Annotated in this window: 24 protein-coding genes; 3 read left to right on the top strand and 21 right to left on the bottom strand. The window is 66.5% G+C overall.

The features are described 5' to 3' along the window. Window positions 1–24 precede the first annotated feature (24 nt). From AB4089_RS01255 to AB4089_RS01235, 5 genes are all read right to left on the bottom strand, one after another. A complete protein-coding gene (locus AB4089_RS01255; protein WP_441407686.1) occupies window positions 25–1,596 on the bottom strand; it encodes a transporter in 1,572 nt (523 codons plus the stop codon). Further along, window positions 1,578–2,390 carry an ABC transporter ATP-binding protein gene (locus tag AB4089_RS01250; protein ID WP_441407519.1) on the bottom strand — a complete coding sequence of 271 codons (813 nt, stop codon included), beginning with the start codon at window positions 2,388–2,390 and terminating at the stop codon, window positions 1,578–1,580. The genes AB4089_RS01255 and AB4089_RS01250 overlap by 19 nt, the downstream gene beginning before the upstream one ends. A gap of 124 nt (window positions 2,391–2,514) precedes the next feature. Continuing rightward, window positions 2,515–3,615 (bottom strand): NADH:flavin oxidoreductase/NADH oxidase, encoded by a 1,101-nt coding sequence (locus tag AB4089_RS01245; protein ID WP_441407518.1) that lies wholly within the window; start codon window positions 3,613–3,615, stop codon window positions 2,515–2,517. Continuing rightward, window positions 3,615–4,631: a co-chaperone YbbN gene (locus tag AB4089_RS01240; RefSeq protein ID WP_441407517.1), complete on the bottom strand. Its 1,017-nt coding sequence runs from the start codon at window positions 4,629–4,631 to the stop codon at window positions 3,615–3,617. The genes AB4089_RS01245 and AB4089_RS01240 overlap by 1 nt, the downstream gene beginning before the upstream one ends. Window positions 4,632–4,687: 56 nt before the next feature. Next, window positions 4,688–6,646 carry a hypothetical protein gene (locus AB4089_RS01235; protein WP_441407516.1) on the bottom strand — a complete coding sequence of 653 codons (1,959 nt, stop codon included), beginning with the start codon at window positions 6,644–6,646 and terminating at the stop codon, window positions 4,688–4,690. A 334-nt stretch (window positions 6,647–6,980) separates the two neighbouring features. Here AB4089_RS01235 and AB4089_RS01230 point away from each other — a divergent pair, with 334 nt between their 5' ends. Next, a complete protein-coding gene (locus AB4089_RS01230) occupies window positions 6,981–8,150 on the top strand; it encodes an AI-2E family transporter (protein ID WP_441407674.1) in 1,170 nt (389 codons plus the stop codon). Between the two features lie 3 nt (window positions 8,151–8,153). On the opposite strand, the gene AB4089_RS01225 is transcribed toward AB4089_RS01230, so the two are convergent. Both AB4089_RS01225 and AB4089_RS01220 read right to left on the bottom strand, forming a co-directional pair. Beyond that, window positions 8,154–8,963, bottom strand: coding sequence for an alpha/beta hydrolase (locus tag AB4089_RS01225; protein WP_441407515.1), 810 nt, complete (start codon window positions 8,961–8,963; stop codon window positions 8,154–8,156). 36 nt (window positions 8,964–8,999) lie between these two features. Continuing rightward, complete coding sequence (locus AB4089_RS01220; protein ID WP_441407514.1) at window positions 9,000–9,380, bottom strand: ATP/GTP-binding protein; 381 nt, start codon at window positions 9,378–9,380, stop codon at window positions 9,000–9,002. 71 nt (window positions 9,381–9,451) lie between these two features. Here AB4089_RS01220 and nucS point away from each other — a divergent pair, with 71 nt between their 5' ends. Next, window positions 9,452–10,147, top strand: coding sequence for an endonuclease NucS (gene nucS / locus AB4089_RS01215; RefSeq protein ID WP_026266819.1), 696 nt, complete (start codon window positions 9,452–9,454; stop codon window positions 10,145–10,147). A 287-nt stretch (window positions 10,148–10,434) separates the two neighbouring features. After that, window positions 10,435–10,638: a cold-shock protein gene (locus AB4089_RS01210; protein WP_011692441.1), complete on the top strand. Its 204-nt coding sequence runs from the start codon at window positions 10,435–10,437 to the stop codon at window positions 10,636–10,638. A gap of 203 nt (window positions 10,639–10,841) precedes the next feature. Here the strand turns inward: AB4089_RS01210 and AB4089_RS01205 are convergent, their stop codons facing one another. The 14 genes from AB4089_RS01205 to AB4089_RS01140 all read right to left on the bottom strand — a co-directional run bounded on the left by AB4089_RS01205 (window position 10,842) and on the right by AB4089_RS01140 (window position 24,523). Continuing rightward, on the bottom strand, window positions 10,842–13,427 hold the full coding sequence (locus tag AB4089_RS01205) for a bifunctional lysylphosphatidylglycerol flippase/synthetase MprF (protein ID WP_441407513.1): 2,586 nt from the start codon (window positions 13,425–13,427) through the stop codon (window positions 10,842–10,844). Continuing rightward, complete coding sequence (locus AB4089_RS01200; protein ID WP_441407512.1) at window positions 13,424–14,815, bottom strand: alpha/beta hydrolase; 1,392 nt, start codon at window positions 14,813–14,815, stop codon at window positions 13,424–13,426. Before AB4089_RS01200 ends, AB4089_RS01205 begins: the two co-directional genes overlap by 4 nt. A 5-nt stretch (window positions 14,816–14,820) precedes the next feature. Next, a complete protein-coding gene (locus tag AB4089_RS01195) occupies window positions 14,821–15,252 on the bottom strand; it encodes a DUF2550 domain-containing protein (RefSeq protein WP_441407511.1) in 432 nt (143 codons plus the stop codon). 10 nt (window positions 15,253–15,262) lie between these two features. Then, window positions 15,263–15,547 (bottom strand): F0F1 ATP synthase subunit epsilon, encoded by a 285-nt coding sequence (locus AB4089_RS01190; protein ID WP_441407510.1) that lies wholly within the window; start codon window positions 15,545–15,547, stop codon window positions 15,263–15,265. Window position 15,548: 1 nt separating this feature from the next. Beyond that, window positions 15,549–17,003 (bottom strand): F0F1 ATP synthase subunit beta, encoded by a 1,455-nt coding sequence (atpD, locus tag AB4089_RS01185; protein ID WP_441407509.1) that lies wholly within the window; start codon window positions 17,001–17,003, stop codon window positions 15,549–15,551. Window positions 17,004–17,085: 82 nt separating this feature from the next. After that, complete coding sequence (locus AB4089_RS01180; RefSeq protein ID WP_441407508.1) at window positions 17,086–17,979, bottom strand: F0F1 ATP synthase subunit gamma; 894 nt, start codon at window positions 17,977–17,979, stop codon at window positions 17,086–17,088. Window positions 17,980–18,055: 76 nt separating this feature from the next. Continuing rightward, window positions 18,056–19,693, bottom strand: a complete 1,638-nt coding sequence (gene atpA, locus AB4089_RS01175; protein ID WP_441407673.1) for a F0F1 ATP synthase subunit alpha — start codon at window positions 19,691–19,693, stop codon at window positions 18,056–18,058. A gap of 87 nt (window positions 19,694–19,780) precedes the next feature. Further along, complete coding sequence (locus AB4089_RS01170) at window positions 19,781–20,605, bottom strand: F0F1 ATP synthase subunit delta (RefSeq protein WP_441407507.1); 825 nt, start codon at window positions 20,603–20,605, stop codon at window positions 19,781–19,783. Further along, entirely contained in the window at window positions 20,605–21,156 is a 552-nt protein-coding gene (locus AB4089_RS01165; protein ID WP_441407506.1) for a F0F1 ATP synthase subunit B, read from the bottom strand. The genes AB4089_RS01170 and AB4089_RS01165 overlap by 1 nt, the downstream gene beginning before the upstream one ends. 48 nt (window positions 21,157–21,204) lie before the next feature. Beyond that, window positions 21,205–21,423: an ATP synthase F0 subunit C gene (gene atpE, locus AB4089_RS01160; RefSeq protein WP_091559519.1), complete on the bottom strand. Its 219-nt coding sequence runs from the start codon at window positions 21,421–21,423 to the stop codon at window positions 21,205–21,207. A gap of 125 nt (window positions 21,424–21,548) precedes the next feature. After that, on the bottom strand, window positions 21,549–22,349 hold the full coding sequence (gene atpB, locus AB4089_RS01155; protein WP_441407505.1) for a F0F1 ATP synthase subunit A: 801 nt from the start codon (window positions 22,347–22,349) through the stop codon (window positions 21,549–21,551). A gap of 91 nt (window positions 22,350–22,440) precedes the next feature. After that, the gene (locus AB4089_RS01150) at window positions 22,441–22,803 is read right to left on the bottom strand and encodes a hypothetical protein (protein ID WP_441407504.1); all 363 of its coding nucleotides are present in this window, start codon (window positions 22,801–22,803) and stop codon (window positions 22,441–22,443) included. Further along, window positions 22,796–23,281 (bottom strand): hypothetical protein, encoded by a 486-nt coding sequence (locus AB4089_RS01145; protein ID WP_441407503.1) that lies wholly within the window; start codon window positions 23,279–23,281, stop codon window positions 22,796–22,798. Before AB4089_RS01145 ends, AB4089_RS01150 begins: the two co-directional genes overlap by 8 nt. 117 nt (window positions 23,282–23,398) lie before the next feature. Then, on the bottom strand, window positions 23,399–24,523 hold the full coding sequence (locus tag AB4089_RS01140) for an MraY family glycosyltransferase (RefSeq protein WP_441407502.1): 1,125 nt from the start codon (window positions 24,521–24,523) through the stop codon (window positions 23,399–23,401). Between the last annotated feature and the right edge of the window lie 257 nt (window positions 24,524–24,780).

Here is a 24,780-nt window from a genome sequence, read left to right as displayed (position 1 = left end):
CTGCGCACTCCCAGCATGCACCCCTCAGCGGTTGACGGCCAGTTGTGCCAGCAGCTCCGGCGCCCGCCGGTCCAGCCATGCTCCGCCGGCCCGGACACCGACGGCGAACAGGGCCAGGCCCAGCGCGGGGCCCAGGACCAGCGCGATCCAGCCCGGCACGGGGCTGCCGGTGATGAACTGCGCGGCCACGAGCGCCGCTTCGGGCGCGACGAGGACCATGAGGATGCCCATGCCGCCGAACTGCACGGCGAGTGTCTGGGCCACGTTTCCCGGCGGCTTCTTGAAGGGGCTGTCCCCCGGCAACGGGACGCTGACGGTGTAGCGCGCCGAGATCACCGAGGCCAGGCCCAGGCCGGTGAACAGGACGCCGAGCGAGAGGCCCAGGACCGCGGGCAGCTTGTCCCAGTCGCCGGTGACGAAGAACGGGCCGACGCTGAAGATCAGCACCACGGGCAGCGCGAAGCTCAGGCACGCCAGGGCCCGGCCGAGCCGGTCGTCGGCGCCGCGCACACCGGTGGCCACGTGCAGGGCGAACGCGGTGCTGTCGTAGGAGACGTCGGTGGAAATGGACCAGGCCAGCAGGAATGCCGTCAGCGGCCCCACGAACTGGAACGGGCCATAGAACCCGCTCTGGCTGCCCTGGAACAGGAACAGCACGGGCAGGAGCGGAACCACCACCAGCGCGCCGGCGTAGCGGGGGTCCCGGAGCCAGTAGTACAGGCACCTGGCGGCGACGGCGGCGGCCGGCGTCGCCGGGAGCAGCCTGAACAGGCCCGGGCCACCGGTCCGCCGTTTGGAGGTCCCCGCGTAGGGCGGTGTTACCAGGGCCCGCTGCAACAGGACCTTCCACGCCACGGCCAGGCCAGCCAGCGTGGCCACGGCGATGAGGAATTTCGCGGCAGCCGCACCGTAATGGCCAGCGGCCACCTCGCCGCCGAGCGAGAACGCGGCCCCGGCGGGCGTCCAGGACAGTGTCCGGGCCAGTCCGACCAGGAAATCGCCGGAATCGGCAATCCCCTTCGCGACCCCCGCCAGGATGGGGCCCGTCAGGACCAGGGGAATCAGGAAGGCGACGGCGCTGATGTCCTTGAAGCGCCGGGAGCTGGCCAGGCCGGCCGTCGCGGTGGTCACGACCTTGGAGAGCACCACGCAGCTCAGCACGCCCAGTGCCGCGCCGACGAGCGCGCCGGCCGCGGCAGGCACGCTGCGGGACCACGTCCCCACGGTGGCGAACGCCACCAGCGAGGTCGCAAGGCCCGGTATGCCGATCAGGCCGCCCAGCGCCAGCCCCGCCAGCAGCTGCGGCATGGGCACGGCGAAGGTGGTGAAGCGGGCCGGGTCCAGGGTCATGTCTGCCGCGGAGACCGCGACGGGGATAATGGCCCAGCCCAGCAGGGCCGCCGCGCCGCCCAGGACCACCACGGTCTGCGCGAGCTCGATCTCCTGGCCGCGGAGGACCAGGAGCCCGGCCGCGCAAATGCCGACCAAACCCAGGGCATACAGGGCACCGATCCCGAGGCCTACCAGCTGCCACGGGCTGCGCCGGACGCTGTTGCGCAGCAGGGCCAGTTTGAGCCTTAGAAGGTGCGCAACCATTCCAGGCCTTCCGTGTGGTTCCGGCCGCCCACGAGCTGCACAAAGCGGTCCTCGAGACTGGCCCCGGCGCGGACGTCCTCCACGGTGCCGGCGGCCAGGACCCGTCCGCCGGCGACGACGGCAACGTGGTCGCACATGCGCTGGACCAGGTCCATGACGTGGCTGGAGACGATGACGGTTCCGCCCGAGGAAACGTAGCGTTCCAGGATGTCGCGGATGTTCGCCGCCGAGATGGGATCCACCGATTCGAACGGCTCGTCCAGGACCAGGAGCCGCGGGGCGTGGATCAGCGCCGAGGCCAGCGCGATCTTCTTGGTCATGCCGGCGGAGTAGTCCACCACCAGCGTGCCGGCATCGTTGCCGAGATCCAGCGCGGCGAGCAGTTCCGCCACCCGCGACGCCACCATTTCCCGGTCCATCCCGCGCAGCAGGCCGGCGTAGGTGACCAGCTGTTCGCCGCTGAGGCGGTCGAACAGCCGGACGCCGTCGGGCAGGATTCCCATCAGCTTCTTGGCTTCCAGGGGGTGCTGCCAGACGTCGACGCCGTGAACAAGTGCGGTCCCGAAGTCGGGGCGCAGCAGGCCCGTGGCCATGGACAGCGTGGTGGTCTTGCCGGCGCCGTTAGGGCCGACCACCCCGTAGAAGGACCCGGCCGGGACGTCCAGGCTGATGCCGTCGACAGCGATTTTGTCGCCGAAGCGCTTGGCGAGGCCGAGCAGGGACAAGGCAGGCACCTGCAGGACAGACGCCGGCGGCGACGACGGGCCAGGCGGCAGCGGAGGCTGGAAAGTCATGACGCCAGACTAACCGTCCCGGGGCGCGAAAAGGATCGTCCGCAAGGCGTAAGTTCCTGGAGTCCTTCCCTTAGACCTACTGTCCTAAGACGTACAGCACTGGGGGGTACCGCCTTGGACTGCGCTAGAAGGAGTGCCGGGGCCTGGCGCGCTCGTATTGCGGCGGCCACGCAAGGTCATGGCCAAGCTCGAACGCGGCCCGCAGCCACCAGTGCGGGTCCCGCAGCGCGGCCCGGGCGATGAACACGCCGTCGGCCTGGCCGGTGGCCACCGCGTGCTCGGCCTGCCCGGCCGAGGTCAGGAGCCCCACGGTGCCGGTCTTGACCCCGGTTTCGCGCCGGATCCGGGCCGAGAACCCGGTCTGGTAGCCGGGGCCGACGGGAATCTGCTGGTGGGCAACGGCCCCGCCGCTGGAAACGTCCACAAGGTCCACTCCGCGTTCCGCGGCGGCGCCCGCCATCCGGACCGAGGCCTCGGCCTCGATGCCGCCCGGCGCCCAGTCCGAGGCCGAGATCCGCAGCAACAGGGGCATCGAGTCCGGAATGACGGCGCGGACGGCGTCCACCACGGCCAGCGTGAGCCGGTTCCGGCCGGTCTCGTCCCCGCCCCAGCGGTCCGTGCGGTCATTGACCAGCGGGCTCTGGAACTGGTGCAGCAGGTAGCCGTGGGCGCCATGGATTTCGATCGTGTCGAACCCTGCATCGACGGCCCGCACGGCTGCGGCGGCGAAGTCGGCGATCACGCCGTCGATCTGAGCTTCGGTCATGGCCGACGGCGGCGCGTAACCGTCGAACGCACCGGTTCCTGGCCCCACGGTGTCCCAGCCGCCCTCGGACCCCGGCACGCTGCCCGTCTTGCCGGAGAACGGCCAGTAGGAGGACGCCTTGCGGCCGGCATGCGCCAGCTGTGTGCCGATCTTGGCCTCTGCCGTGCCATGGCGGTGCACGAAGGCGGTGATGCGTTCCCAGGCCGCGGCCTGGTCATCGTTGTAGAGGCCGGCGTCGCGGGGGCTGATCCTGCCCGCGGCGTTCACGGAGTTGGCCTCGGTGAGGATGAGGGCCGCTCCGCCGGTGGCAAAGGAGCCCAGATGCATGAGGTGCCAGTCGGTCGGCACCCCCTCGCCGGTCCCCGGCTCGCAGCTGTACTGGCACATCGGGGACACCCAGCCACGGTGCTGCAGCCGCAGGGACCTCAGGTCCAGCGGCGCGAAGAGGGCCGATCCCACTAGAACAGCACCCGGGCCAGTCCCTGGCGGGCCTTGGCGACGCGCTCGTCACCGGTGCCGACGACGTCGAAAAGTTCCAGCAGCCGGACCCGGGCGGTCTCCCGTTCCGGGCCGAAGTTCCGGCCGATGAACGTCACGATCCGGCCAAGGCCGTCCTCGATGTGGCCACCGGCGATGTCCAGGTCCGCGACGCCGAGCTGGGCATCGAGGTTGTCCGGCTCATCGGCGGCGAGCCGGCGGAGGTCATCTGCCTCGGGCCCGGAGAAGGACTGCAGGCGCTCCATGAGTTCCACCTGCGCCAGGCCCGCCTTGGCCTCGGCGTCGGTGGGCATCTCGGTCAGCGCCTGCCGGTAGGCCGCGGCGGCGGCCGCGTAGTCGCCGGCCTCGATCGCGTCGAATGCTTCCTGGTGCAGCGGCGGCAGCGGCGGGGCCTCCGGTTCCCCGGCGGGATTCCCGTTACCGGCGGCGCCGGCTCCGATCTGCCCGGTCACGCCGTTGGCGGCCGCGACCTTGAGGAGTTCGTCGAACAGGCTGCGTACCTGCTGCTCGTCCGCGCCGCCCTGGAAGAGCGGGACAGGCTGGCCCTTGACGACGGCGACAGCGGTCGGCACGGCCTGGACCTGGAAGGCCTGGGCCAGCTCCGGGAAGACGTCGATGTCGGCGGCTCCGAGGACCAGGCGGCCGTCGTAGCTCTCGACGATGCGTTCGAGGACGTCCACCAGCTGGTCGGAGCCCGGTGAGTAGGAGGCCCAGAGGGCGATCACCACGGGCACCTGGGCCGAGAGCTGCACGAGCTCCTGGAAGTTGCCCTCGGTCACGTCCACACGCAGCGGCCGGCCCTGCTCGGCGCCGGCGTCCGCCGCGGGGGCGGCGGCAGAACCGGCCGGCCCGGTGGCGGCGGGGCCCGGAGCCGCGGGGGCGGGACGCTGTTTCAAAGCGGAAAGATCGACGGCGCCGCGCAGGTTCAGCGGGCTGGCGGCAACTGGCGGGACCGGGCGGGAAGCTGGCGTTGTCATAGCTCCACTCTAGCCATTGAAGTCCCGCCAGGCGCCACCGCGCCCGCCGGCGACGGCTACTTGAAAGCCGCCCCCACCAGGCCGCGGGTGGCGGCCACGAGCTTCATCGGATCCTTGGAACCGGCGGGCGGAACGTAGACAGCCACGGACTCGGCGAAGTTCAGCACCATGCCGGTGCTGGTCTCCTTGCCGCCGGCCAGGGCAGCCGCGTCGTCGCCGATCGTGAGCTTGTCCCCGTCGGCCTTCGGAGTGCCGTCGAACGCGAAGTTCAGGCGCCCCAGGACCAGGGCCCCGCCATCGGCCGTACGGAACACCACAGTGTTCCCGGCGGCCGGCTTGTGGCTGAAGGCGAACGTGCCGTTGACGCCCGAGCTGACGACGTCGGCCTGGTAGGCGAGCGTGTCCGCGATGTACGGGGAGGACTGTCCTTCGACGAGCTTGTCCTTGAAGGCGGAGTCGGCCGTGGTCAGGCGGTCACCCAGCCCGGCCATCGCCTCGTCACCGCTGTACAGGAGTCCGGACTTGTCCGAGGACGCGAGCGTCTCCGTGCCGGCACGCCCGATCGCCGGGAAGGTGGCGCCCGGCTGCAGCGGCGTGCTGCTGACCAGCTTGTAGTTCTCCCGCGGGGAGGCCTGGGTCAGGGTCAGCAGCTGCGGGACAACGTTGCCGTCGCCCTGTGTCACGGCCATCACGGAGCGGGGCCAGCTGCGCTTGTTGGTGACCACAGTGGTCAGCAGCTTGGTGGCGCGGACGGGCATGCGGGCCTCAACGGAGGCCGCCTGCGAGCGGATTTTGTAGTTCTCCGTGCGCACCTGCAGCTCGGAGCTCGCCACCCGCGGCGCCAGCTTGGCTGCGTCCTTGGCAGCGTCTCCTGCGTCGACGGCACCGGCAACCTGTTCCAGGACGCGGCGGAACTGGGCGTCCAGCAGCACCGGAGCGTCGCCGGCCTGCCCCTCGGCGGCAGCGCCCGGGGCCGCTGCATCCGAAGCCGGAGCACTGGCGGCAGGAGCACTGGGTGACGGAGCGGGCGTCTGGCTGGCCTGGGCCGCCACCGACGTTCCGGCGACGGCGGTGGCCGTCAGCACGGCAACCACGATGCCGGAACGGCGCATCCCGCCGGAGAGAACGGAGCCCCTGCGCTGCTCGGGGGCTGCCTTCTCCGCCATAGTTTTGCCGGGCACAGTTTTGCCGGGCACTGTTTTTCCGGGCACAGTCGGCTGCGGCGTGGTTTCCGGTGCTGTCGTTTCAGGTGCAGCGGTTGCAGCGGATTCAGGTGCGGCAGGCTCCTGCGTGCCGGCAGCCGACCCCTGTCCCCCGCGCCGCGCCGTGGCCTTGGCCTGCACGCGGCGGGCGAATGAGCTGTCGCCCGCGCCGCCGTCTCCGCCGCCGGTCCGGGTCCCTGGCTTGTTGCCCTTCGGCTTGAGGACCAGCATCGCGCCGCCGGCAATGATCAGGAGGCCGCCGAGCACCATGAACGGAATGGCCCACGGCGTGGAGGTGTCGTTCGGGAAGGTCATGGTGATGGAGCTGGGGGCGGGTTTGGTGCCGTCCGCCGCGAGCAGGAGGGACCAGTCGCCGTCGGCCGGCGGGTTCCAGGAGTAGTCCATGTCTCCGGTGGCGTTCTCGGTGCTGACCCAGAGATCGGATCCGGCGGGCGACGGCGCGGCAGCATCGCCGTCGGTGTGCGTCACCTGCAGCGCCTTGCCGTCATCCGAGACGCCGGCGACAGTATTGTGCGCCGTCTTGCCGACCCAGGCGTCGACGTCGTCCGGCCGGCCCGCGGCCAGCATGAAGGCACCTTCACCCTTGACCTGGATCTTCACGGTCCCGGGATGCAGCGTCCTGAGCTTCTCGTCGAAAACGGTCAGCGGGGCGGCAGTATCGGCCTGTGCGGTGGCCGTGATGGTCTCCGGTGGAGCCCAGAACGTCTTCTGGCCAATTCCGGCCAGGAGGGTCAGGAGGCCAAGCAGCACCAGGGCGACTGCAGTCTTGAAACGCAAAATACTACCTATCATCAGCGGACAGTTAGCTTCAATAGTAACCATTTTGTTACCGGCGAGTCAGATCGGCGGCCCGGCCCGGACCCATCGACGGCCCCCGCGCCGGGCCTCCACCCGTGTGCTGACAAGCCTGCTGATAGTGTTTGCGGTGATCATCACACCAGCGCCGCCCCAGGGGCGCCGCAGAGAATTAAGGGCCTTCAACGCAGTGACTGAACACACGGATTCGTCCGCCGCCGGACAAGATGAAGCCCAGGAATCCGGCAGCCAGGAACGCGGGCCCCAGCCATCTGATTCCGGCCCCCGGCCATCAGCCGCCAGCCCCAGGAATGCCGCGGCCAACCTCCTTTTGTCCGCGGCCCGGCGCCTGCGCCAGCCACTGCCGGGGGCCCAGCCGAGGATCCGTTTCGAGATGCCGCCGGAGCACGAGGCCGAGGCTGCTGCCGGGTCCGATGCCCCCTTCGGCAGTCCCGGTCCCCGGATGTCCGCCCAGCACCCGCTGTACATGGGTTTCATGGGCACGGTCGGCGTCGGCGTCGCGCTCCTGGTCTACTGGATCGGTTCGAACACGACCCAGCTGCTGTTGTGGATCGTCACGGCGCTCTTCATCACCCTGGGACTGGACCCGGTGGTGCGCTGGCTCGAACGCAGGAATGTCCCCCGGGCGGCCGGCATCCTTCTGTCCGTTTCCACCCTGGCAGTGGCTGTCGCCGCATTTTTCGCCACCCTGATCCCCACGATCGTGCAGCAGGTCACGCAGATCGTGCAGCAGGCGCCCAAATGGGTCCAGGAGTTCATCGACTCGGACTTCTTCCGGAACGTCGACAGCCAGTTCGGCATCCGGGACCGCATCTCCCAGGAGCTGGAGAAGTTCGTCAACAACCCCGAGGCCATGGGCGGCATCTTCGGCGGCGTGGTCGGCTTCGGCTCCACCGTGGCCAACGGGCTGTTCGGCGCCCTGATCGTGCTGGTCCTGAGCCTGTACTTCCTCGCCGCGCTTCCGGCCATGAAGAAGTGGGGCTACCGTCTCGCGCCGCGCTCGCGCCGGCCCCGGGTCCAGGCCCTGGCGGAGGAAATCACCGGTTCGGTGGGCAACTACGTGATCGGCCAGGCCGCCGTCGCAGTGCTGAACGCCACCTTCGCCTTCATCGTGATGTCGATCATCGGGGTGCCGTTCGCCACGCTGCTGGCGTTCGTGGTGGCCCTGCTGGCGTTCATCCCGCTCGTGGGCGGCATGATTGCCGGGTTCCTGGTGACGCTCGTGGCGCTGACGGCCGGATGGCAGACGGCGCTGGTCTTCGCGATCTGCTACTTCGCCTACCTCCAGTTCGAGGCGTACTTCATCTCACCGCGGATCATGCAGAAGGCCGTGGCGGTGCCGGGGGCCGTGGCCGTCATCTCGGTCATCGCCGGCGGCAGCCTGCTGGGCGTGCTCGGCGCCCTGATCGCCATCCCCACCGCGGCCGCGATCATGCTGCTGGTCAAGGAAATCTACATCGCCCGCCAGGACAGCCGCTAGCAGTCAGTGCGCGGTGGCGACAGGCCCGTCCCATTCCTGCGGCAGCACGGTCCCGGCGCTTCCATTTCCGGCGCTGCCGGGGAGAACCTCGTCCACGATCTCGTTGAGCACCCGTCCGGCGTATTTCTCCCCCACCCACAGGTGCTTGGCGCCGTCGACCCCTATCACCTGTGCCYGCGGCACGAGCGCGAACCTCGCCGCCGCGGCCGCCGGCTGCAGGTAGTCGTCATGTTCGGGGACCAGCACCTTCAGCGGCTTGGCCGCCTGCGCCCATTCCTTCAGGTGCACGTCCGTTGCCCGGTGCAGCGGCGGCGAGAGCAGGATGGCCCCCTCGATCTCCGAAGCAACGGGCTCAGCGGCGCCGTACATGAGGGCGAGCTCGGTGCCGAAGGACCAGCCCACGAGCCACCGGTTCGGCAGGCCCCGGTCCACGGCGAACCGCACGGCGGCCTCGACGTCGAGACGCTCGCCGATGCCTTCCTCGAAGGCTCCCCCACTGGTCCCGCGCGGCGATGACGTGCCCCGGGTGTTGAAGCGCAGCACGGCGATCCCGGCGAGGGCCGGCAGCCGGTAGGAGGCCTTGCGGTAGACGTGAGAATCCATGAAGCCGCCGTGCGTCGGCAGCGGGTGCAGCGTGATGAGTGTTGCCTTGATCTCGCCGGACTCCGGGACCGCGAGCTCGCCCACCAGCCGGTGCCCGTCCGAGGTGCGGAGTTCGACGTTCTCGCGGCGGGCCGGGAGGACGGTGGAGGCGCGGATGGCGGTCGGCGCGGACGGCTGGGTGAAGACGTACGACGCGGGATCAAAAGTCATGCCCTCCACCTTAGCGAAACTGCCTAGCGGTGCCTGTCAGCGATACCGGTAGCTCCGCGAGGTCCAGCAGTTGCTGTGCCAGTGGCGGCGCTCGGCGAGGCCCGCGGCGGCGCCGAAAAGGTGGTCCTCGGACCAGACCACCAGGTGGGCGATCCCCGGCAGCACGGCGGTGGAGCAGCCCGGGCAGATGTAGGTCTTCTCGGCACGGCTCGCGGTCATGGAGCGGACCATCCATTCACCGTCCGGAGCGCTTTCCCGCCGGGCGAACCCTGAGCGGGCGCGCTCCAGGTCAAGCTCCGGCGCCGGGCCGGTCCTGGCTCCGGCGTTGCCCTTTCCGGCTGCGCCCTTGCCGGCACCTGTGCTTGCAGAACCTGTCTTGGCAGAGCCTGCGCGGCGGGGACGGTTGGAACGGGGCATGACTCCATTCTGCCCCAGCCGGACGCCAGCCCCAGCCCGGGGACCGATCCGCAGACGGTAGAGTGGACCGGGTGCGTTTAGTCATAGCCCGCTGCTCCGTTGATTACGTCGGCCGCCTCAAAGCCCACCTGCCACTGGCCACAAGGCTCCTGCTGGTCAAGGCCGACGGCTCCGTCCTGGTCCATTCCGATGGCGGATCCTACAAACCCCTGAACTGGATGAGCCCTCCCGCGTCCCTGCGGGTCTCCACGCCGGACGAGGTCGACGTCGAGGTCGGCGTCGTCGAGCAGTGGACGGTTCAGTCCGCCAAGACCGATGACCGGCTCATCATCAACATTCATGAGCAGCTGCACGATACGTCCCATGAACTGGGCCAGGACCCCGGACTGATCAAGGACGGCGTCGAGGCGGACCTCCAGCGGCTCCTGGCCGCCCAGATCGAACTGCTCGGCACCGGGTTTTCGCTGATCCGCCGCGAGTACTTCACCGCGATCGGCCCCGTGGACATCCTTGCCCGCGACGCTGACGGCGCCACCGTGGCCATTGAACTGAAGCGGCGCGGCGACATCGACGGCGTCGAACAGCTCACCCGGTACCTGGAACTGCTCAATCGGGATCCCCTGCTGGCCCCGGTTCGGGGAATCTTCGCAGCCCAGCAGATCAAGCCGCAGGCCAAAGTCCTCGCCAAGGACCGCGGAATTGACTGCGTGACCCTGGACTACGACGCCATGCGCGGCGTTGACGATAGCGAATCAAGGCTCTTCTAGGCACGCTGCGAGGGGCTTTGCATGGCGAGGATTCGCGTTAAGGGGTTCTTTGCACAAAATTTATGCAATTCTCCCGTTCGCCCGTTGACCTGACGCAAGTGTCATGAAATTCTTATACGAGTCTTTGTGTAGGTGTTTTTTCATGCTCGCAAGACATGTTGCGAGCGTGAAGCTCCTGCCGCCAAGGTCCGGGAATCCGGCCGACGCCAAAGGTTCTTCTCGCAGAGTGACCAAGTGCGGTGCGAAGTGCGCCGGACTTATTCAAGATCCACAATGAGGAGAAACAAATGGCACAGGGAACCGTCAAGTGGTTCAACGCAGAAAAGGGCTTCGGCTTCATCACCCCGGATGACTCCGACGGCGATGTCTTCGTTCACTACTCCGAGATCCAGACCGGCGGCTTCAAGACCCTCGACGAGAACCAGCGCGTTCAGTTCGAGATCGGCCAGGGCGCCAAGGGCCCCCAGGCTACCGGCGTAACGCTGGTCTAGTCTTCGCCCGCCAGGAACTGCTTTAGGGCATTTCCGGCATCAAAAATGATCCCCGGCATTTGTGCCGGGGATCATTTTTTGTGCATTGTTGGGCGCGGTGTTCCCGTCCTGCGCTTTTGGCCCGGATGCATTGTTGCCCCGAATTGCCGCGGCCCCGCGAATGGGAAACGCCGCAGGCTGACGAACCCTGCTTACGAACCCTGCTAACGAACCAGGGTGCGGAGCAGGCGTGCGCTCTGCCGGACGGACAAGCCGGGAAGATACGCGCGGCTCAGCGCACGGCCCATCGCAGGCAATTGCAGCGGATCCTGGTAGTAAAGGTAAAGCGTGCGGTAGTCCGGCTTGAAACGCGACTTGAACGTTGCCAGCGAGCGGAAGCCGTAGACCGGTTCCAGGGCCCGGCCCACGACATCAAGAATCCCCGCCAGCCCCTCCGGTCCGGTGTCACCAATGTCCCCCGGGTCGTCTCCGGCCTGGTCCTTCGCCAGCGGCGAGCCGGACAGGGAGATCACCTCGACCGTACCCTTGAGCTCCTGCACGGCCGAGGCAATGAGGAACTCCATCACACCCGGGAAGGCGTCACCGCGCCGGCGCATGAAATCCAGGGTCCAGCTCACCAGCTGCCCGTCCCGGTACACCGGCAGCCAGCTCGTCACGCCGTGCACCCGTCCTTCGACGTCCACCGCCAGGCAGCACAGCACTTCGTCGTCGTCGAGCTCGTCCATGCTGCCGAGCGTGAAACCCATTTCCGGGACCTGCTTTTGCGCGGCCCATTCTTCGGAGACCTCGCTGAGCTGTGTCCGCAGCGGCGCCGGGAAATCGCTGTAGCGCCCCCACACGGCCTGGACACCGGTCTTGGCCGCGCGGTTCAGCGCCGTGCGGACGTTCTGCCATTCCTTGCCCTTGAACTCCAGTTCGCGCACGGCGAGCCGGGTTTCCTGCGCCACGGCCACACGGCGGAAACCGCGGGCGCGCAGCATTGGCCACAGCTGGTCGGTGCAGGAGTAGAAACACGGGATCAGGGCGTGCTCGGCGCAGTAGCGCATAAACCCCGCCGCAGTCGCCTCATGGAGGGCAGCGGGTCCGAACGGGCCCGCCAGGGTCAGGGCGACGTTGCCGTGCTGCTGATAGGCCACACCGCCGCGCCGGTCCGGTGTAAACCAGTATTTGTTCGGTTCCCAGAGCGCCATCCAGGACAGCGAGTCTCCCCCTTGGCGGATGAGCTCACGGGCCGTGTCCCGGTCCCCGGAGCCGACGTCGGTGCTGTTCATCCCGGTACCGTGCAGCCGCCGGCGCAGGACCAACCAGACCGCTGCCAGGGCGACGCCCCAGAAGATGATCCCGGCGAAGGCGAACAGAAAGGACTCCACGGGGTAGCGGTTCTGGAAGAGCCGGCTGTAGACGCCGGGAATGGGCAGCGGCAGGTACTGTCGGGTGAGTTCCGCCGTCAGGCCCAGAAGTCCGCCGTCGCGGTCCATCCCGCCGGCCGCCAGCCACGCCACCGTGTAGGCCCCGGCGAGCCCCAGCCACGTCCCGCCGACCACCATGCCCAGAATCTGCCGTGCCCGCGGAGCCGTCTCCACCCGGAACTGCCTGCGGTTGAGCCAGAGCAGCATTGCCAGCAGCAGCGGAACGGCCACGAGCGGAAGGACGTGGACGAAGCCTGAACCCATCACGGCCGTGCGCGGCCGGTTGGGGTAGTGCGGAATGCGCGCGAACAGGGCAAGGTACACGGCGGCCAGGGCGGTCACGGCCAGCTGGACAATGATGGCGATCCGCAGGGCAAGGCGGCGGCCGTGCCGTATGCCGTCCGCGCAGATCAACAGCAGGACCACCGGGACCACGGCCAGCGCGAGGCCCAGCGGACCGGCGAATCCCGCCCGGCCGGCCTCCAGGCAGCTGACATCAACCGACCCGCCGCAGTTCTGCTCCAGCTGGCCCAGCGTGGGCAGCGGGTTCACGACGACGTCGCGCAACAGGGCCAGGGGGCCGGTGGGGCTGCTGACGGCGGCCGTCAGGATCGGTCCCACGGCAAAGATCGCGACCGTGAGCGCCAGCAGGTTGCGCGTTTCCCGTCCGGTGGAACGGTGGCGGTGCAGGGTCCCCCGGTCGTCCTGGATCCACCAGCCCGCGGCCAGTCCGGCGAGGGCTCCGCAGAGCCCGACGACCGTTTCCGGGTGCCCGACGTAGAGCACCAGCAGCAGGGACGCCGACAGCCCGGCGGTCCGCAGCCGCCGCTGCCACAGTGCGGGCAGGAGCCCGCTGGCGGCCAGCGCAACGGCCAGGACCGCGGCGTACGGGCCGATCAGCCGAGCGTTGACCATGAGTCCAAGCCAGCCGTCACCGATATACCGGGCCACCTGCGTCACAAGCAGGAACAGCGTCACAGCCGCAAACTGGCCCACAAAGAAGAACACGGCCGTCCGCAGCGTACCCAGATGCCGCTCCGCGAGGCCCAGGAGCAGCAGGATCATCAGTGACGCCGCGAGGTAGGCCAGCAGATTCGTGGCGAAGAACAGGGAGGTGAACATCGACCACCAGTGCCCCGCCATGAGCCCCGGCGCCGTGACCGAGGCGATGGGCAACAGGGCGTGCGGCGGCCCGGAGAGGAAACTGCCCGTGAGCGCCCCGATGACCAGGAACGCCGCGAGGACCGCCAGCGTGAACGGGACGGCACGGAAATGCGCGAGTGTCCGGCGCAGGCCCTGCCGTCCGACGCCCAGCAACGACGCCCCCTGGGGTCCCTTGCCCGCGGCGGTCTGCGTGCTGCCGGTGTTGGCCTGGCTCATGGCGAGATCCCCCAGCGCCGGGCCAGGAAGTCCAGGCTGCCGGGCAGGCCGTTGGATACCGTGTCCCAGGAGTGCCCCGTGTTGGCGATCCGGTGGGCTTCGACGCTGAAGCCGGCGCGGCGTGCAGCATCGGAGAGCAGGTCCATGTAGCCGGTGAATTCCGGGTCCCGGTCTCCTGCGGCGAAGTACACCCCGTGGCCGTCGAACCGCTGTTCCGCCATGAGGTTCAGCGGAGTCTGCCGGTCGAAGGCCGCGGTGTCGGCACCGAAGGAGGCCTCGATGGTCTTGGCGCGTTCCTTCGCGAGGGCCGGCTCGTTCTCGCTGGAGAAGGCCAGCGCCGCGTTGTAGACGTCGGGATGCCTTGTCACCATCTGCATGGCACACGTGCCGCCGAAGGAAAACCCGCCCACGGCCCACTGACGGGAATCCGGATCGACGTCGAGGGTGCGGTTGATCCAGTCCGGAACGTCACGGGACAAGAAGGTGTCCGCCCGGGCAATCCTGCTGTCCATGCACAGGGTGTTTCCCGACGGCGACCCGTTCGGATCGACCACCACCGTCACAGGCGCCACCCCGGCGTGCTGTGCGGCGAACCGGTCCAGCCGGCCCCGGAGCGCTCCCCCGGTGTGCCAGTCTGACGGCGACCCTGGCTGGCCGGAAAAGAGGACCAGTACCGGCAGCGCGGGGCGGGGCGAACTCTGGTAGGCCGGCGGCAGGTATAGGTACGCCTCCCGGCTCTGGAAGCCGGAGAGCGTGCCGGGGATGACAGCCCTGCGGACGACGCCGCCGGGAAGGTCCGCGGGCGCCTGCCAGTGGGCGAGCCCGATTGCGGCGGGGCCGTCGGCCGCGCGTGTCAGGCCTGCCTCGAGCGGCTGGATCCGGGCCACGGCCGTGCCGGTGAGGTCACTGACGGTGTGGTTCAAGCCGAAATAGATGTTGATCTGGGCCGCGGCAAGCAGGAAGACGGCCAGGACGGCGGCCGTGGCGGCGGCGCTTGGGCGCCAGCGATTGGTGCGGCTGCCCCGGCTCGCCCACAGGCCGGCAAGGCCCATGAGCCACAAGAGCAGGGCGACGACGGCGGCCACGGACCAGGCGAGGGGCTCCGCTGGCAGCTCGTCGGCGAATACGGAAATCGCGTAGATCAGGAACCAGTGCACGGCCGCAGTCAGCGCCGCGGCGAGCAGGATCACGGCAGCCACGACGACGGCGGCCGGAACGGGCGGGTGCTGCCCCTCTTGCCGGAGACGCTGGCGGAAAGCGGTGTTCCGGAAAGAGGTGGGACGGAGAACGGCGTGCCAGAGGAGGTAGGCCAGGCCGGCCGCACCGGCGAACCACGTGAACCACACCACCGGCCCGTCAACCAGGCGGAGGTCATTGAGGTAGTCCACGGGGGCTAGCGCCAGGTCCCGACGCCGATGACGGGTCCGGCCTCGAGCCAGGACGACAACCCTGTGTAGGCGTCGAACCGCATGGCGAGAAGGACCTGCTGCCCCTCGTAGCGGAGCTCCACGATTACGGCGTCGGGCTGGACCTTGAGGAGTTCGGAATCAGTGGGTTTGCGCCGGCCCAGCAGCTCCAGGGAGCTGCGCCGGTACGTGTGTTTGGGACGGACGCTCAGTGAGGCCAGGCGGAACCATTCGAGGTCGTTGTCCTGATAACGACAAACCCCCATCTGCCAGCTCTTTCCAGCCGTGCAAATGGAGGCGTCCACTGTGCCGAGGGCACGCCGCAGATTGAAGCGGCGCACCCCCGCAAGGCACAGTGCAAAGGCCAGCAACGCAAACGCCGTTGCCAGGACGATGAACGGCAAACCAATATCGTTCATCAAGGTCGTGCTAGCGGATCCCCGCAGTAGCCGATTCGCCCATTTGGGCGTTGTCAGCAACAATGACCACCCTGTTGTTGTCGACGGAGAAGAATCCGCCGTCGACAGCTACAGCAATACGGTCCCCGGACACCGGCTCGATTGCCAGCTCACCTTCGGCCAGAATCGCCAGCAGGGGCGAGTGGCCGGGCAGGATTCCGATTTCACCATCGCTGGTGCGGGCCTTGACCATCTTGGCCGCTCCRGACCACACGAAGTGGTCCGCTGCGACAATCTCAACCTCAAGCTCAGCCATATTACTTGGTCTGTTCCTGGATCTTGGCCCACTGGCGCTCGACGTCGTCCAGGCCGCCGACGTTGAAGAACGCCTGCTCTGCCACGTGGTCGAGTTCGCCGTCGCAGATCGCGGTGAAGCCTTCAACGGTGTCCTTGATGGACACGGTGGAGCCCTCGACGCCGGTGAACTGCTTGGCGGTGTAGGTGTTCTGCGAGAGGAACTGCTGGATGCGGCGTGCACGCGACACGACGATCTTGTCCTCTTCAGAGAGTTCGTCAACGCCAAGGATGGCGATGATGTCCTGGAGTTCCTTGTTCTTCTGCAGGATCTGCTTCACACGGACAGCCGTGTTGTAGTGGTCCTTGCCGATGTACTGGGGGTCCAGGATTCGGGAGGTCGACGTCAGCGGGTCAACGGCCGGGTACAGACCACGGGAAGCGATTTCACGGGAAAGTTCCGTGGTCGCGTCCAGGTGTGCGAAGGTCGTGGCCGGAGCCGGGTCGGTGTAGTCATCTGCGGGAACGTAGATGGCCTGCATCGAGGTGATGGAGTGGCCCTTGGTGGACGTGATGCGCTCCTGGAGGAGGCCCATCTCGTCAGCCAGGTTGGGCTGGTAGCCCACGGCCGAGGGCATGCGACCGAGGAGGGTGGAAACCTCGGAGCCTGCCTGGGTGAAGCGGAAGATGTTGTCGATGAAGAGCAGCACGTCCTGGTTTTGCACATCGCGGAAGTACTCCGCCATGGTCAGGGCGGACAGTGCCACGCGCAGACGCGTTCCCGGCGGCTCATCCATCTGGCCGAATACAAGGGCGGTGTCCTTGAGGACGCCTGCCTCTTCCATTTCAACCCAGAGGTCGTTGCCTTCACGGGTACGCTCGCCGACGCCGGCGAACACCGAGGTGCCACCGAAGTTGCGGGCAACACGGGTGATCATTTCCTGGATCAAAACGGTCTTGCCGACACCGGCGCCGCCGAACAGGCCGATCTTTCCACCCTTGATGTAAGGGGTGAGGAGGTCGATGACCTTGATGCCGGTTTCCAGCATTTCGGTGGAACCCTCGAGCGTCGCGAAGGCGGGAGCCTTGCGGTGGATCGCCCAGTGGTCCGAAGCCTGGATCTCGGACTCGTCAACGTCCAGCGGCTTGCCGAGGACGTTGAAGATGTGGCCCTTGACGCCGTCGCCAACGGGAACGGTGATGGGCGAGCCGGTGTCCACTACGTTGGTGCCGCGGACGAGTCCGTCGGTAGCCTGCAGGGAGATGGCGCGAATGAGGTTGTCACCCAAGTGCAGGGCGGTCTCGAACGTGATGGTCTTGGTCTCACCGTTGAGAGTAATCTCCGTGGTGAGTGCGTTGTAAATCGAGGGGATTGCGTCAGCCGGGAATTCGACGTCGACAACCGGGCCAATAACACGTGCAATGCGGCCGGTAGCACCGGTCGTTGCGGCTACGTGTTCGGTAGCGGTGGCAGTCATCTCTCTCACTTCACTCAGTAGATGGCGTGGGGGTTAAGTTTATCTTTTGGTGCAGGTACAGCTGGATCCGGAACCGTGCTGGCTAGGACGCGCTCAAGGCGTCGGCACCGGCCACAATTTCGGAAAGCTCCTGCGTAATCTCAGCCTGGCGGGCAGTGTTGCGCAGACGCGTGTACTTCTTGATGAGGTCCGTGGCGTTGTCGCCGGCGGACTTCATCGCCCGCTGACGGGCTGCCAGCTCGGAAGCTGCTGCCTGCAACATGGCGGCGAAAATACGTGATTCGATGTAGCGCGGAAGCAGGGCGTCGAGAACCTGCTCGGCTTCCGGTTCGAACTCGTAGAGCGGCAGGAGGTCCGATTCGGACGCAGCCTGCTCTTCGACAACCTCGAGGGGAAGCAGGCGGACGACCGTCGGCTCCTGGGTGACCATCGACTTGAAGCGGGTGTAGACAACGTGGATCTCGTCCACGCCGTCCTCTTCAAATGCCGTAGCGAAGTCCTCGAGCAGTGCGGCGCCGATTTCCTGCGCCGTAGCAAACTCCGGTGCGTCCGTGTTGCCGGTCCATACCCGCGCGTAGGGACGGTTGCGGAAGTCGAAGTACGCCTGTGCCTTGCGGCCGAGTACGTATGTCTTGACTTCCTTGCCTTCCTCACGCAGCAGCTCGGTGAGGCCTTCGGCCTGCTTGAGCACGCTGGCCGAGTAGGAACCTGCAAGGCCACGGTCCGAGGTGATTACCAGGACGGCGGCGCGGCGGATCTGCTCGGGCTCGGTGACCAACGGGTGGTCGATTTCGCTCTGGCTTGCGACAGCAGAAACGGCACGCGTAATCGCGTTTGCGTAAGGCAGTGAAGCCGCTACGCGTGCGCGGGCCTTGCCGATGCGCGAGGTAGCGATCAGTTCCATCGCCTTGAAGATCTTGCGCATCGACGTCGTCGAGCTGATCTTCTGGCGGTAGACCCGAATCTGGGCTCCCATACTTATCCTTTCCTAAGATCCCGGTGGCCGGGACTGCCGGAACCCCTCGGGGTCCCGGCAGTCCCTGCCAGCGAAACTAGCGCTTCTGCTTGACGATTTTTTCCTGGTCGACCTGAGCCTCGTCGATGGCGGCGTGCTCCTCGTGCCCCGCACCAACCAGGAGGTTGTCGCCCTCGCCGAAGAAGCCCTTCTTGAAGGCCACGATCGAGGTCTTCAGCGCTTCCGCGGTGTCATCGTCCATGACGTTGGTCTGTGCCAGCGTCGTCAGGATCGAGGACTTGTGCTTCAGGTGCTCGAGGAACTCGGTCTCGAAGCGGTTGATGTCCTCAACCGGAACGTCGTCCAGGTAGCCGTTGGTGCCGGCCCAGATGGAGACGACCTGGTTCTCGACCGGGAACGGCGAGTACTGGCCCTGCTTGAGCAGTTCCATCAGGCGGGCACCACGGGTCAGCTGCTGGCGCGATGCGGCGTCCAGGTCCGAGGCAAACATGGCGAAGGCCTGCATGTCGCGGTACTGGGCCAGTTCCAGCTTCAAGGTACCGGAGACCTTCTTCATGGACTTGACCTGTGCGGCGCCACCGACGCGGGAGACGGACACACCGACGTCGACAGCGGGGCGCTGGTTGGCGTTGAAGAGGTCCGACTGCAGGAAGATCTGGCCATCGGTGATGGAGATCACGTTGGTCGGGATGTAGGCGGAAACGTCGTTCGCCTTGGTCTCGATCAGCGGCAGGCCGGTCATCGAGCCTGCACCGAGCTCGTCGGAGAGCTTGGCACAACGCTCCAGCAAGCGGGAGTGCAAGTAGAAGACGTCGCCCGGGTAGGCTTCGCGTCCCGGCGGGCGGCGGAGCAGCAGTGACACTGCACGGTAGGCCTCGGCCTGCTTGGACAGGTCATCGAACACGATGAGGACGTGCTTGCCGCCGTACATCCAGTGCTGGCCGATGGCCGAGCCGGCGTACGGTGCCAGGTACTTGAAGCCTGCGGGGTCGGACGCGGGGGAAGCCACAATGGTGGTGTATTCCAGTGCGCCGTTGTCCTCGAGGGTCTGGCGGACGGCCGCGATCGTGGACGCCTTCTGGCCGATGGCTACGTAGATGCAGCGCACCTGCTTCTTCACGTCGCCCGAAGCCCAGTTGGCCTTCTGGTTGATGATCGTGTCGATGGCGATGGCGGACTTGCCGGTCTGGCGGTCACCGATGATCAGCTGACGCTGGCCGCGGCCGATCGGGATCATGGCGTCGATAGCCTTGAGCCCGGTCTGCATCGGCTCGTGGACCGACTTACGCTGGGTCACGCCCGGTGCCTGGAGTTCCAGGGCACGGGTGGTCTCGGCCTTGATGTCGCCGAGGTCATCGATGGGCTGGCCCAGCGGGTCAACCACGCGGCCGAGGAAGGCGTCGCCAACCGGCACGGACAGAACCTGCCCGGTGCGGTGGACTTCCTGGCCTTCTTCGATTCCGGTGAAGTCACCGAGGATGATGACACCGATCTCGCGGACGTCGAGGTTCTGGGCCAGGCCCAGAGTGCCGTCTTCGAAGCGAAGCAGCTCGTTCGCCATGACCGAGGGAAGGCCCTCAACACGGGCGATGCCGTCACCTGCGGTTGTTACACGGCCGACCTCTACGCGCTCTGCGTTTCCGGGTTCGTAGGACGCCGCGAACTCGTTCAACGCATTACGGACGTCGTCGGCGTTGATGGTCAATTCGGCCATCTGCAGTCCCTGCTCTCCTGTTTTCGTGATCATCGTTGCTCACGATGACCGGGGTTTCTTGTCGTTAGGTTGTGCTTGTCCGGCTGGCTAGGCGATCTGGCGCTGGAGCTGGCCCAGGCGGGCGGCGACGGAAGCGTCAACCACTTCGTCACCAACCTGGATCCGGATTCCACCGATAAGTGCCGGGTCAACGTTCAGGTTGATCTTGAGCTCGCGACCGTAGAGGGCGTTCAGCCCCAGCTGCAAGCGGCTGGTCTGGGTCGCCGTCAGCGGACGGGTGACGCTGACCGTTGCAATCCAGCGCTGCTGGCGCTTGGCGGCGAGCTCGGCGAAACGGCGAACCAGCTTGGTGACCTTGAGCCCGCGCGGTGCCGTGACGGCCTGTCCGATCAGGACTTTCGCTTCCTCGCTCGCACCAGGTACGAGCTTTTCCGCGAGGGTCACCTTGGCGGCCGGGCTGGCCTGCGGCTCGGACAGAGCACGCTGGACCTCGTGGCTGGACTCGACGGCCTGGTTGAAGGAGAACAGATCGTTCTCCAGCGCTTCCAGTCCGGTGAGCCCGGAGGCAGAGACGGCCGACTTGTTCTCGGCAACAGCGATGACCACCGAAGCGGCAAGAGTCTCGAGTGCATCGCCGATATCCCGTGCGGATGCCCAGCGGGAGCTGGCCAGTCCGGCAGCGATCTGAACAGCGTCAGCGGATACTTTCCCGCTGAAGAGCTGCTTGACCAGCGCCGACTTTTCGTCACCGCTGCGGGACGGGTCAGTCAGGGCCCGCCGCAAACCAGCGGAGCTGTCCACGGTCCCCAGGATTCCGAACAGTTCCGTTGCCAACTGCAGCGACGCGGAGGGAAGCTTTGCTTCCAAGGCCGCCAGCGCAGCGGCCAGCGATTCGCTCGATACACCTGCCATTACTTAGCTACACCCGCGTTCTGGTTCTCCAGATCTGCCAGGAAGCGGTCCACCACTCGGGCCGACCGTGCATCGTCGCTCAGTGCTTCGCCGACGATGCGGCTTGCCAGCGTCGTGGCCAGCGTGCCGACCTCCGCGCGGAGCGACACAACGGCCGCCTGGCGCTCGGATTCGATCTGCGCGTGGGCCTGTGCGGTGATGCGGGCCGACTCGGCAGCCGCCTTCTCCTTCAGCTCTGCAAGGATCTGGGCACCTTCGGCGCGTGCTTCCTCACGGATGCGGTTGGCTTCGGCGCGGGCTTCCGTGAGCTGCTGCTTGTACTCTTCGAGGGCTGCGGAGGCCTCGGCCTGGGCCTGTTCGGCCTTGGCAATGCCGCCCTCGATGGCTTCGGCCCGCTCCGCGAAGGTCTTCTCGAACATCGGGACAACGTACTTGACCACGATGTACATGAGGAGAGCAAAGCCGGCGAAGACAACAAGCATTTCCCAGGGATTGGGAACAAGGGGGTTAGTACCGCCTTCAGTGGCGGCTGAGATGATCGCTTGATTCATATTTCACCCGTCCTTATCTACTCGGTTCTGGATGTTCGGTTGTTCTGTTTACTTGAGAACGAACGCGAAGACCAGGCCAAGGATGGCGAGGGCTTCAGTAAGCGCGAGGCCGAGGAATGCGATCGGCTGCAGGACGCGCTGGGCTTCCGGCTGACGTGCCACACCGTTGATGTAAGCGGCGAACACGAGACCCACACCGATACCACCGCCGATGGCGGAGAGGCCGTAGCCGACGAGGTTGATGGAGCCGTTGATGGAGCCTTCCATTTTTCTTCCTTTCAAGATGCCACCCATGTGGCAGGTTGTTTGGGTTGCTTCATCCCCGTGAGGGGAAGACTATGTTGTGCCTGCTGGCGTGGTGCCGGTTGGCATAGCGCCCGCTGGCGTGATGCCTAGTGGCTGTCGGCGTGCAGCGCGCCTTCGATGTAGATCGCGGTCAGCAGCGTGAAGACGTAGGCCTGCAGCACCATGATCAGCGCTTCGAGCATGTACATCGCGATGGCGCCACCAAGGACGAGTACGGACGCGCCCTTCATGAGGACGCTTTCCTGCATCACGAGGAACTCAATGCCCGCTCCCGCGATCATGACGATCAGGTGGCCGGCCAGCATGGTGGCGAACAGACGGAGGCTGTGCGTGACCGGGCGGACCAGGAAGTTGGAGATGATCTCGATCGGGATAACGATCGGGAGGATGTACCAGGGAACGCCGGTAGGAACCGTAGCGAGCTTGAAGTACTTCAGGCCGTTCTTCCTGACGCCGATGGCGATCCAGGTGACGTACACGATCCCCGCGAGCACGTAGGCACCGCCGACGTGCGAGAAGGTCGGAAGCTGGATCAGCGGGATTGCACCGTAGATGTTGTTCACCAGGATGAAGAAGAAGAGGGTGAACAACAGCGGGACGTACTTCATGAAGTCCCGGCCGCCGATGATGTCCTTGGCAATGCCGTTGCGGACGAAGCTATAAGCGGCCTCGCCTGCGAACTGCAGCTTGCCGGGGACGAGCTGCTGCTTCCGCGCAGCTAGCAGAAAGAATGTAGCGATAATGACGACCGAGAGGATAACCAGCAGCATCTGCTTGGAAAATCCTTCGGCCGCACCCCAAGGCAGGATAGCCGGCAGGTGAAGTTCTTCAATTCCAGGAGGCGTGAAGGTTCCTGAATCTTGGGCCGGGAGCGCAAGCGCGATCAACGCGTTTCCTCTCTGCAGTGTCCATCATTGGGCGTTGGTCGGGGACCGGCGACATCACTGCCCGCCTCTCCCCCTGTGAAATTATTTGGCATTACTGTTCCTCGTCCTGGGACGGGCCACGTGCAGCATCGCCGTCATCAGCTGAAGTTCTGTTGCTGGTGAGGCCGTGCATATGAGAAAGATAGAACCCTCCCGCAGCTCCAAGCAGAGCGCCTGCGAGCACAATCCAGCGGGTTCCCCACAGATTATCCAGTCCCCACCCTATCAAACTCCAGACGATGATTCCGCCAACAATGTAGCTGAAGACGGCGATCCCGGCGTTGTATCCGCCGTCGCTGCCATCCGTCGATACACCGGGGGCACCGGCTGTGGTTTTAGGTGTTTTGGCTGGCTTGTTAATTTGTCCGGCAAGCGGTCCGGTGACTGGCCGTTGGCCCTTTTTGCGGCTAAACATCTGTGCCGTCTTTTCGGGTTTCGGGGTCGTTGTAAATTTGGAGCCTGGCCTTGCTGAAACCGTAAATTTCGGCTGCCTGCCAAAACACGACAGTCACGACGGCGCCAATCAGGAACCAGCGGCCGTGCAGCCAGTCCGGAGTCCCGATGGCGAAGAGGACCACGGCAAAGCCGACAACTTTGACGAAGTACGTCGCGACGAACAGTCCGATCGCTCCGGAAGGGTTGTTGCGGCCAACGAAGTGGCCCACCGCGAGGCTGATGGCAAAGAACGCCATCACCAGGGCTCCCCCGAAGAGGGAGGACCAGAACCCGACCGCGCCGTTGAAGACGAAGGCGGCGATGCCGGTCAGGACCAAGGCGACGGCCGAGGCGGCCGAGCTCAAGGCCAGCAGTTTGAGCCACAGGGATTTTGTGGGGCCAGAGACACCAACTGGTCCGTTGCCGGAAGCGGGTCCGGGTTCGGCGTTGGAGGTCATGAGATCCCAATCGTCGATGGCGTGATGCTGGTCAAGGTGGTCGGCGTGGCGCCGCCCCTGAATTCTACATTAGATAGAAATTATTCGGAAAAGCGCGTCGGACGGGGGCGGCAAAGGTTACTCGGGTGTGCTGGCCATTGCTCCGGGCCCCCGCTGCCGCAGGTACGGCCAGGCCGTCACCACGGCCATGATGACCGCGGCGGCCAGATCGACGGCGAGGACAATGTGCCAGGGGAAGATCGCGAACGCGAGGCCGCCGAAGGCAAGAATGCAGGTCCACAGGTACATCAGCACCACGGCGCCGCGGTGCGAGTACCCGATGTCCAGCAGCTTGTGGTGCAGGTGCCCGCGGTCGGCGGACCACGGCGATCTGCCCAGCGCGGTGCGCCGGACCACCGCAAGGCCCAGGTCCAGCAGCGGCAGGAACAGCACGGCGAACGGCAGCAGGATCGGGATGACCGTGGGGATACCGTTGGCCCGGTCGTAGAGGCCGGAGCTGATCTGGCCGGTGGACACGATGCCGGCCGAGGCCATGATCAGGCCGATCAGCATGGCCCCGGAATCGCCCATGAAGATCTTCGCGGGGAACCAGTTGTGCGGCAGGAACCCGACGCAGCTGCCGACCACGATGGCGGTCAGGAGGGTCGCCAGGTCCGAACGGTCCAGCAGGACGGCCGTGCGGTGGACCCAGTAGGCCGTGAGGAAGAACGCCGCTCCCCCGATGATCGCCACACCGGCGGCGAGGCCGTCCAGTCCGTCGATGAAGTTGAAGGCGTTCATTGTGGTCACGATCAGCCCGGCGGTCAGCACGATGCTCACGGCCTCGTTCTGAATCACGAACGGCTCGGGGACGAACGGGATGATCGTCATCCGCACTCCCCAGGTGGCCACGACCAGTGCCGCGGCGCTCTGGCCGATCAGCTTGATCCACCACCGCAGATCCAGCAGGTCATCCGCCACACCGACCAGCACGATCACGGCGGCCCCGGCGAGGATCCCCCAGGGAGCGGTGTTGTTCCGGAAGATGTCCTTGACGAAGAACGAATTGCTCGCCGTAACCAGTGCGACCAGGACCCCCGCGAAGATGCCCAGGCCGCCGAGCCTGGAAATCGGCGTGGAATGCATGTCACGGCTGCGGATCGGCGAATACAGTTCCAGCCTGTTGCCCACCAGCCGGGCGCCCCACGTAGCCGCGTAGCTCACGAGCGCTGCCGTCAGCATCATGAGCAGGTACATGATCACGGGAAGACCACCAGCCAGGCACCGTCAGCGCGGTCCGCGCAGGCAAGACACGGCAGAACGCTCCGCAGCAGCGGAGGCACCGGTGAGCTGCGGAAATGGGGGGAATTAAGTTGCCGTGGAACAGTCTTTCGAAAAATGAAACTTCTCCGTCGCCGTGCGCAGGGCAGGCAGTGCGTAGTGCCTGACAGGGCTGTATTACAGTGGACTCTAGTCAAGATACTAATGCCAACGGCCACCTGTCTTCGCGTCACACGGCC

This window comes from Arthrobacter sp. 2MCAF15 (genome assembly GCF_052115605.1).
Lineage (GTDB): Bacteria > Actinomycetota > Actinomycetes > Actinomycetales > Micrococcaceae > Arthrobacter.
Note: the sequence above shows the minus strand (reverse complement) of the source record. Positions and strands in the feature narration are given on the sequence as shown.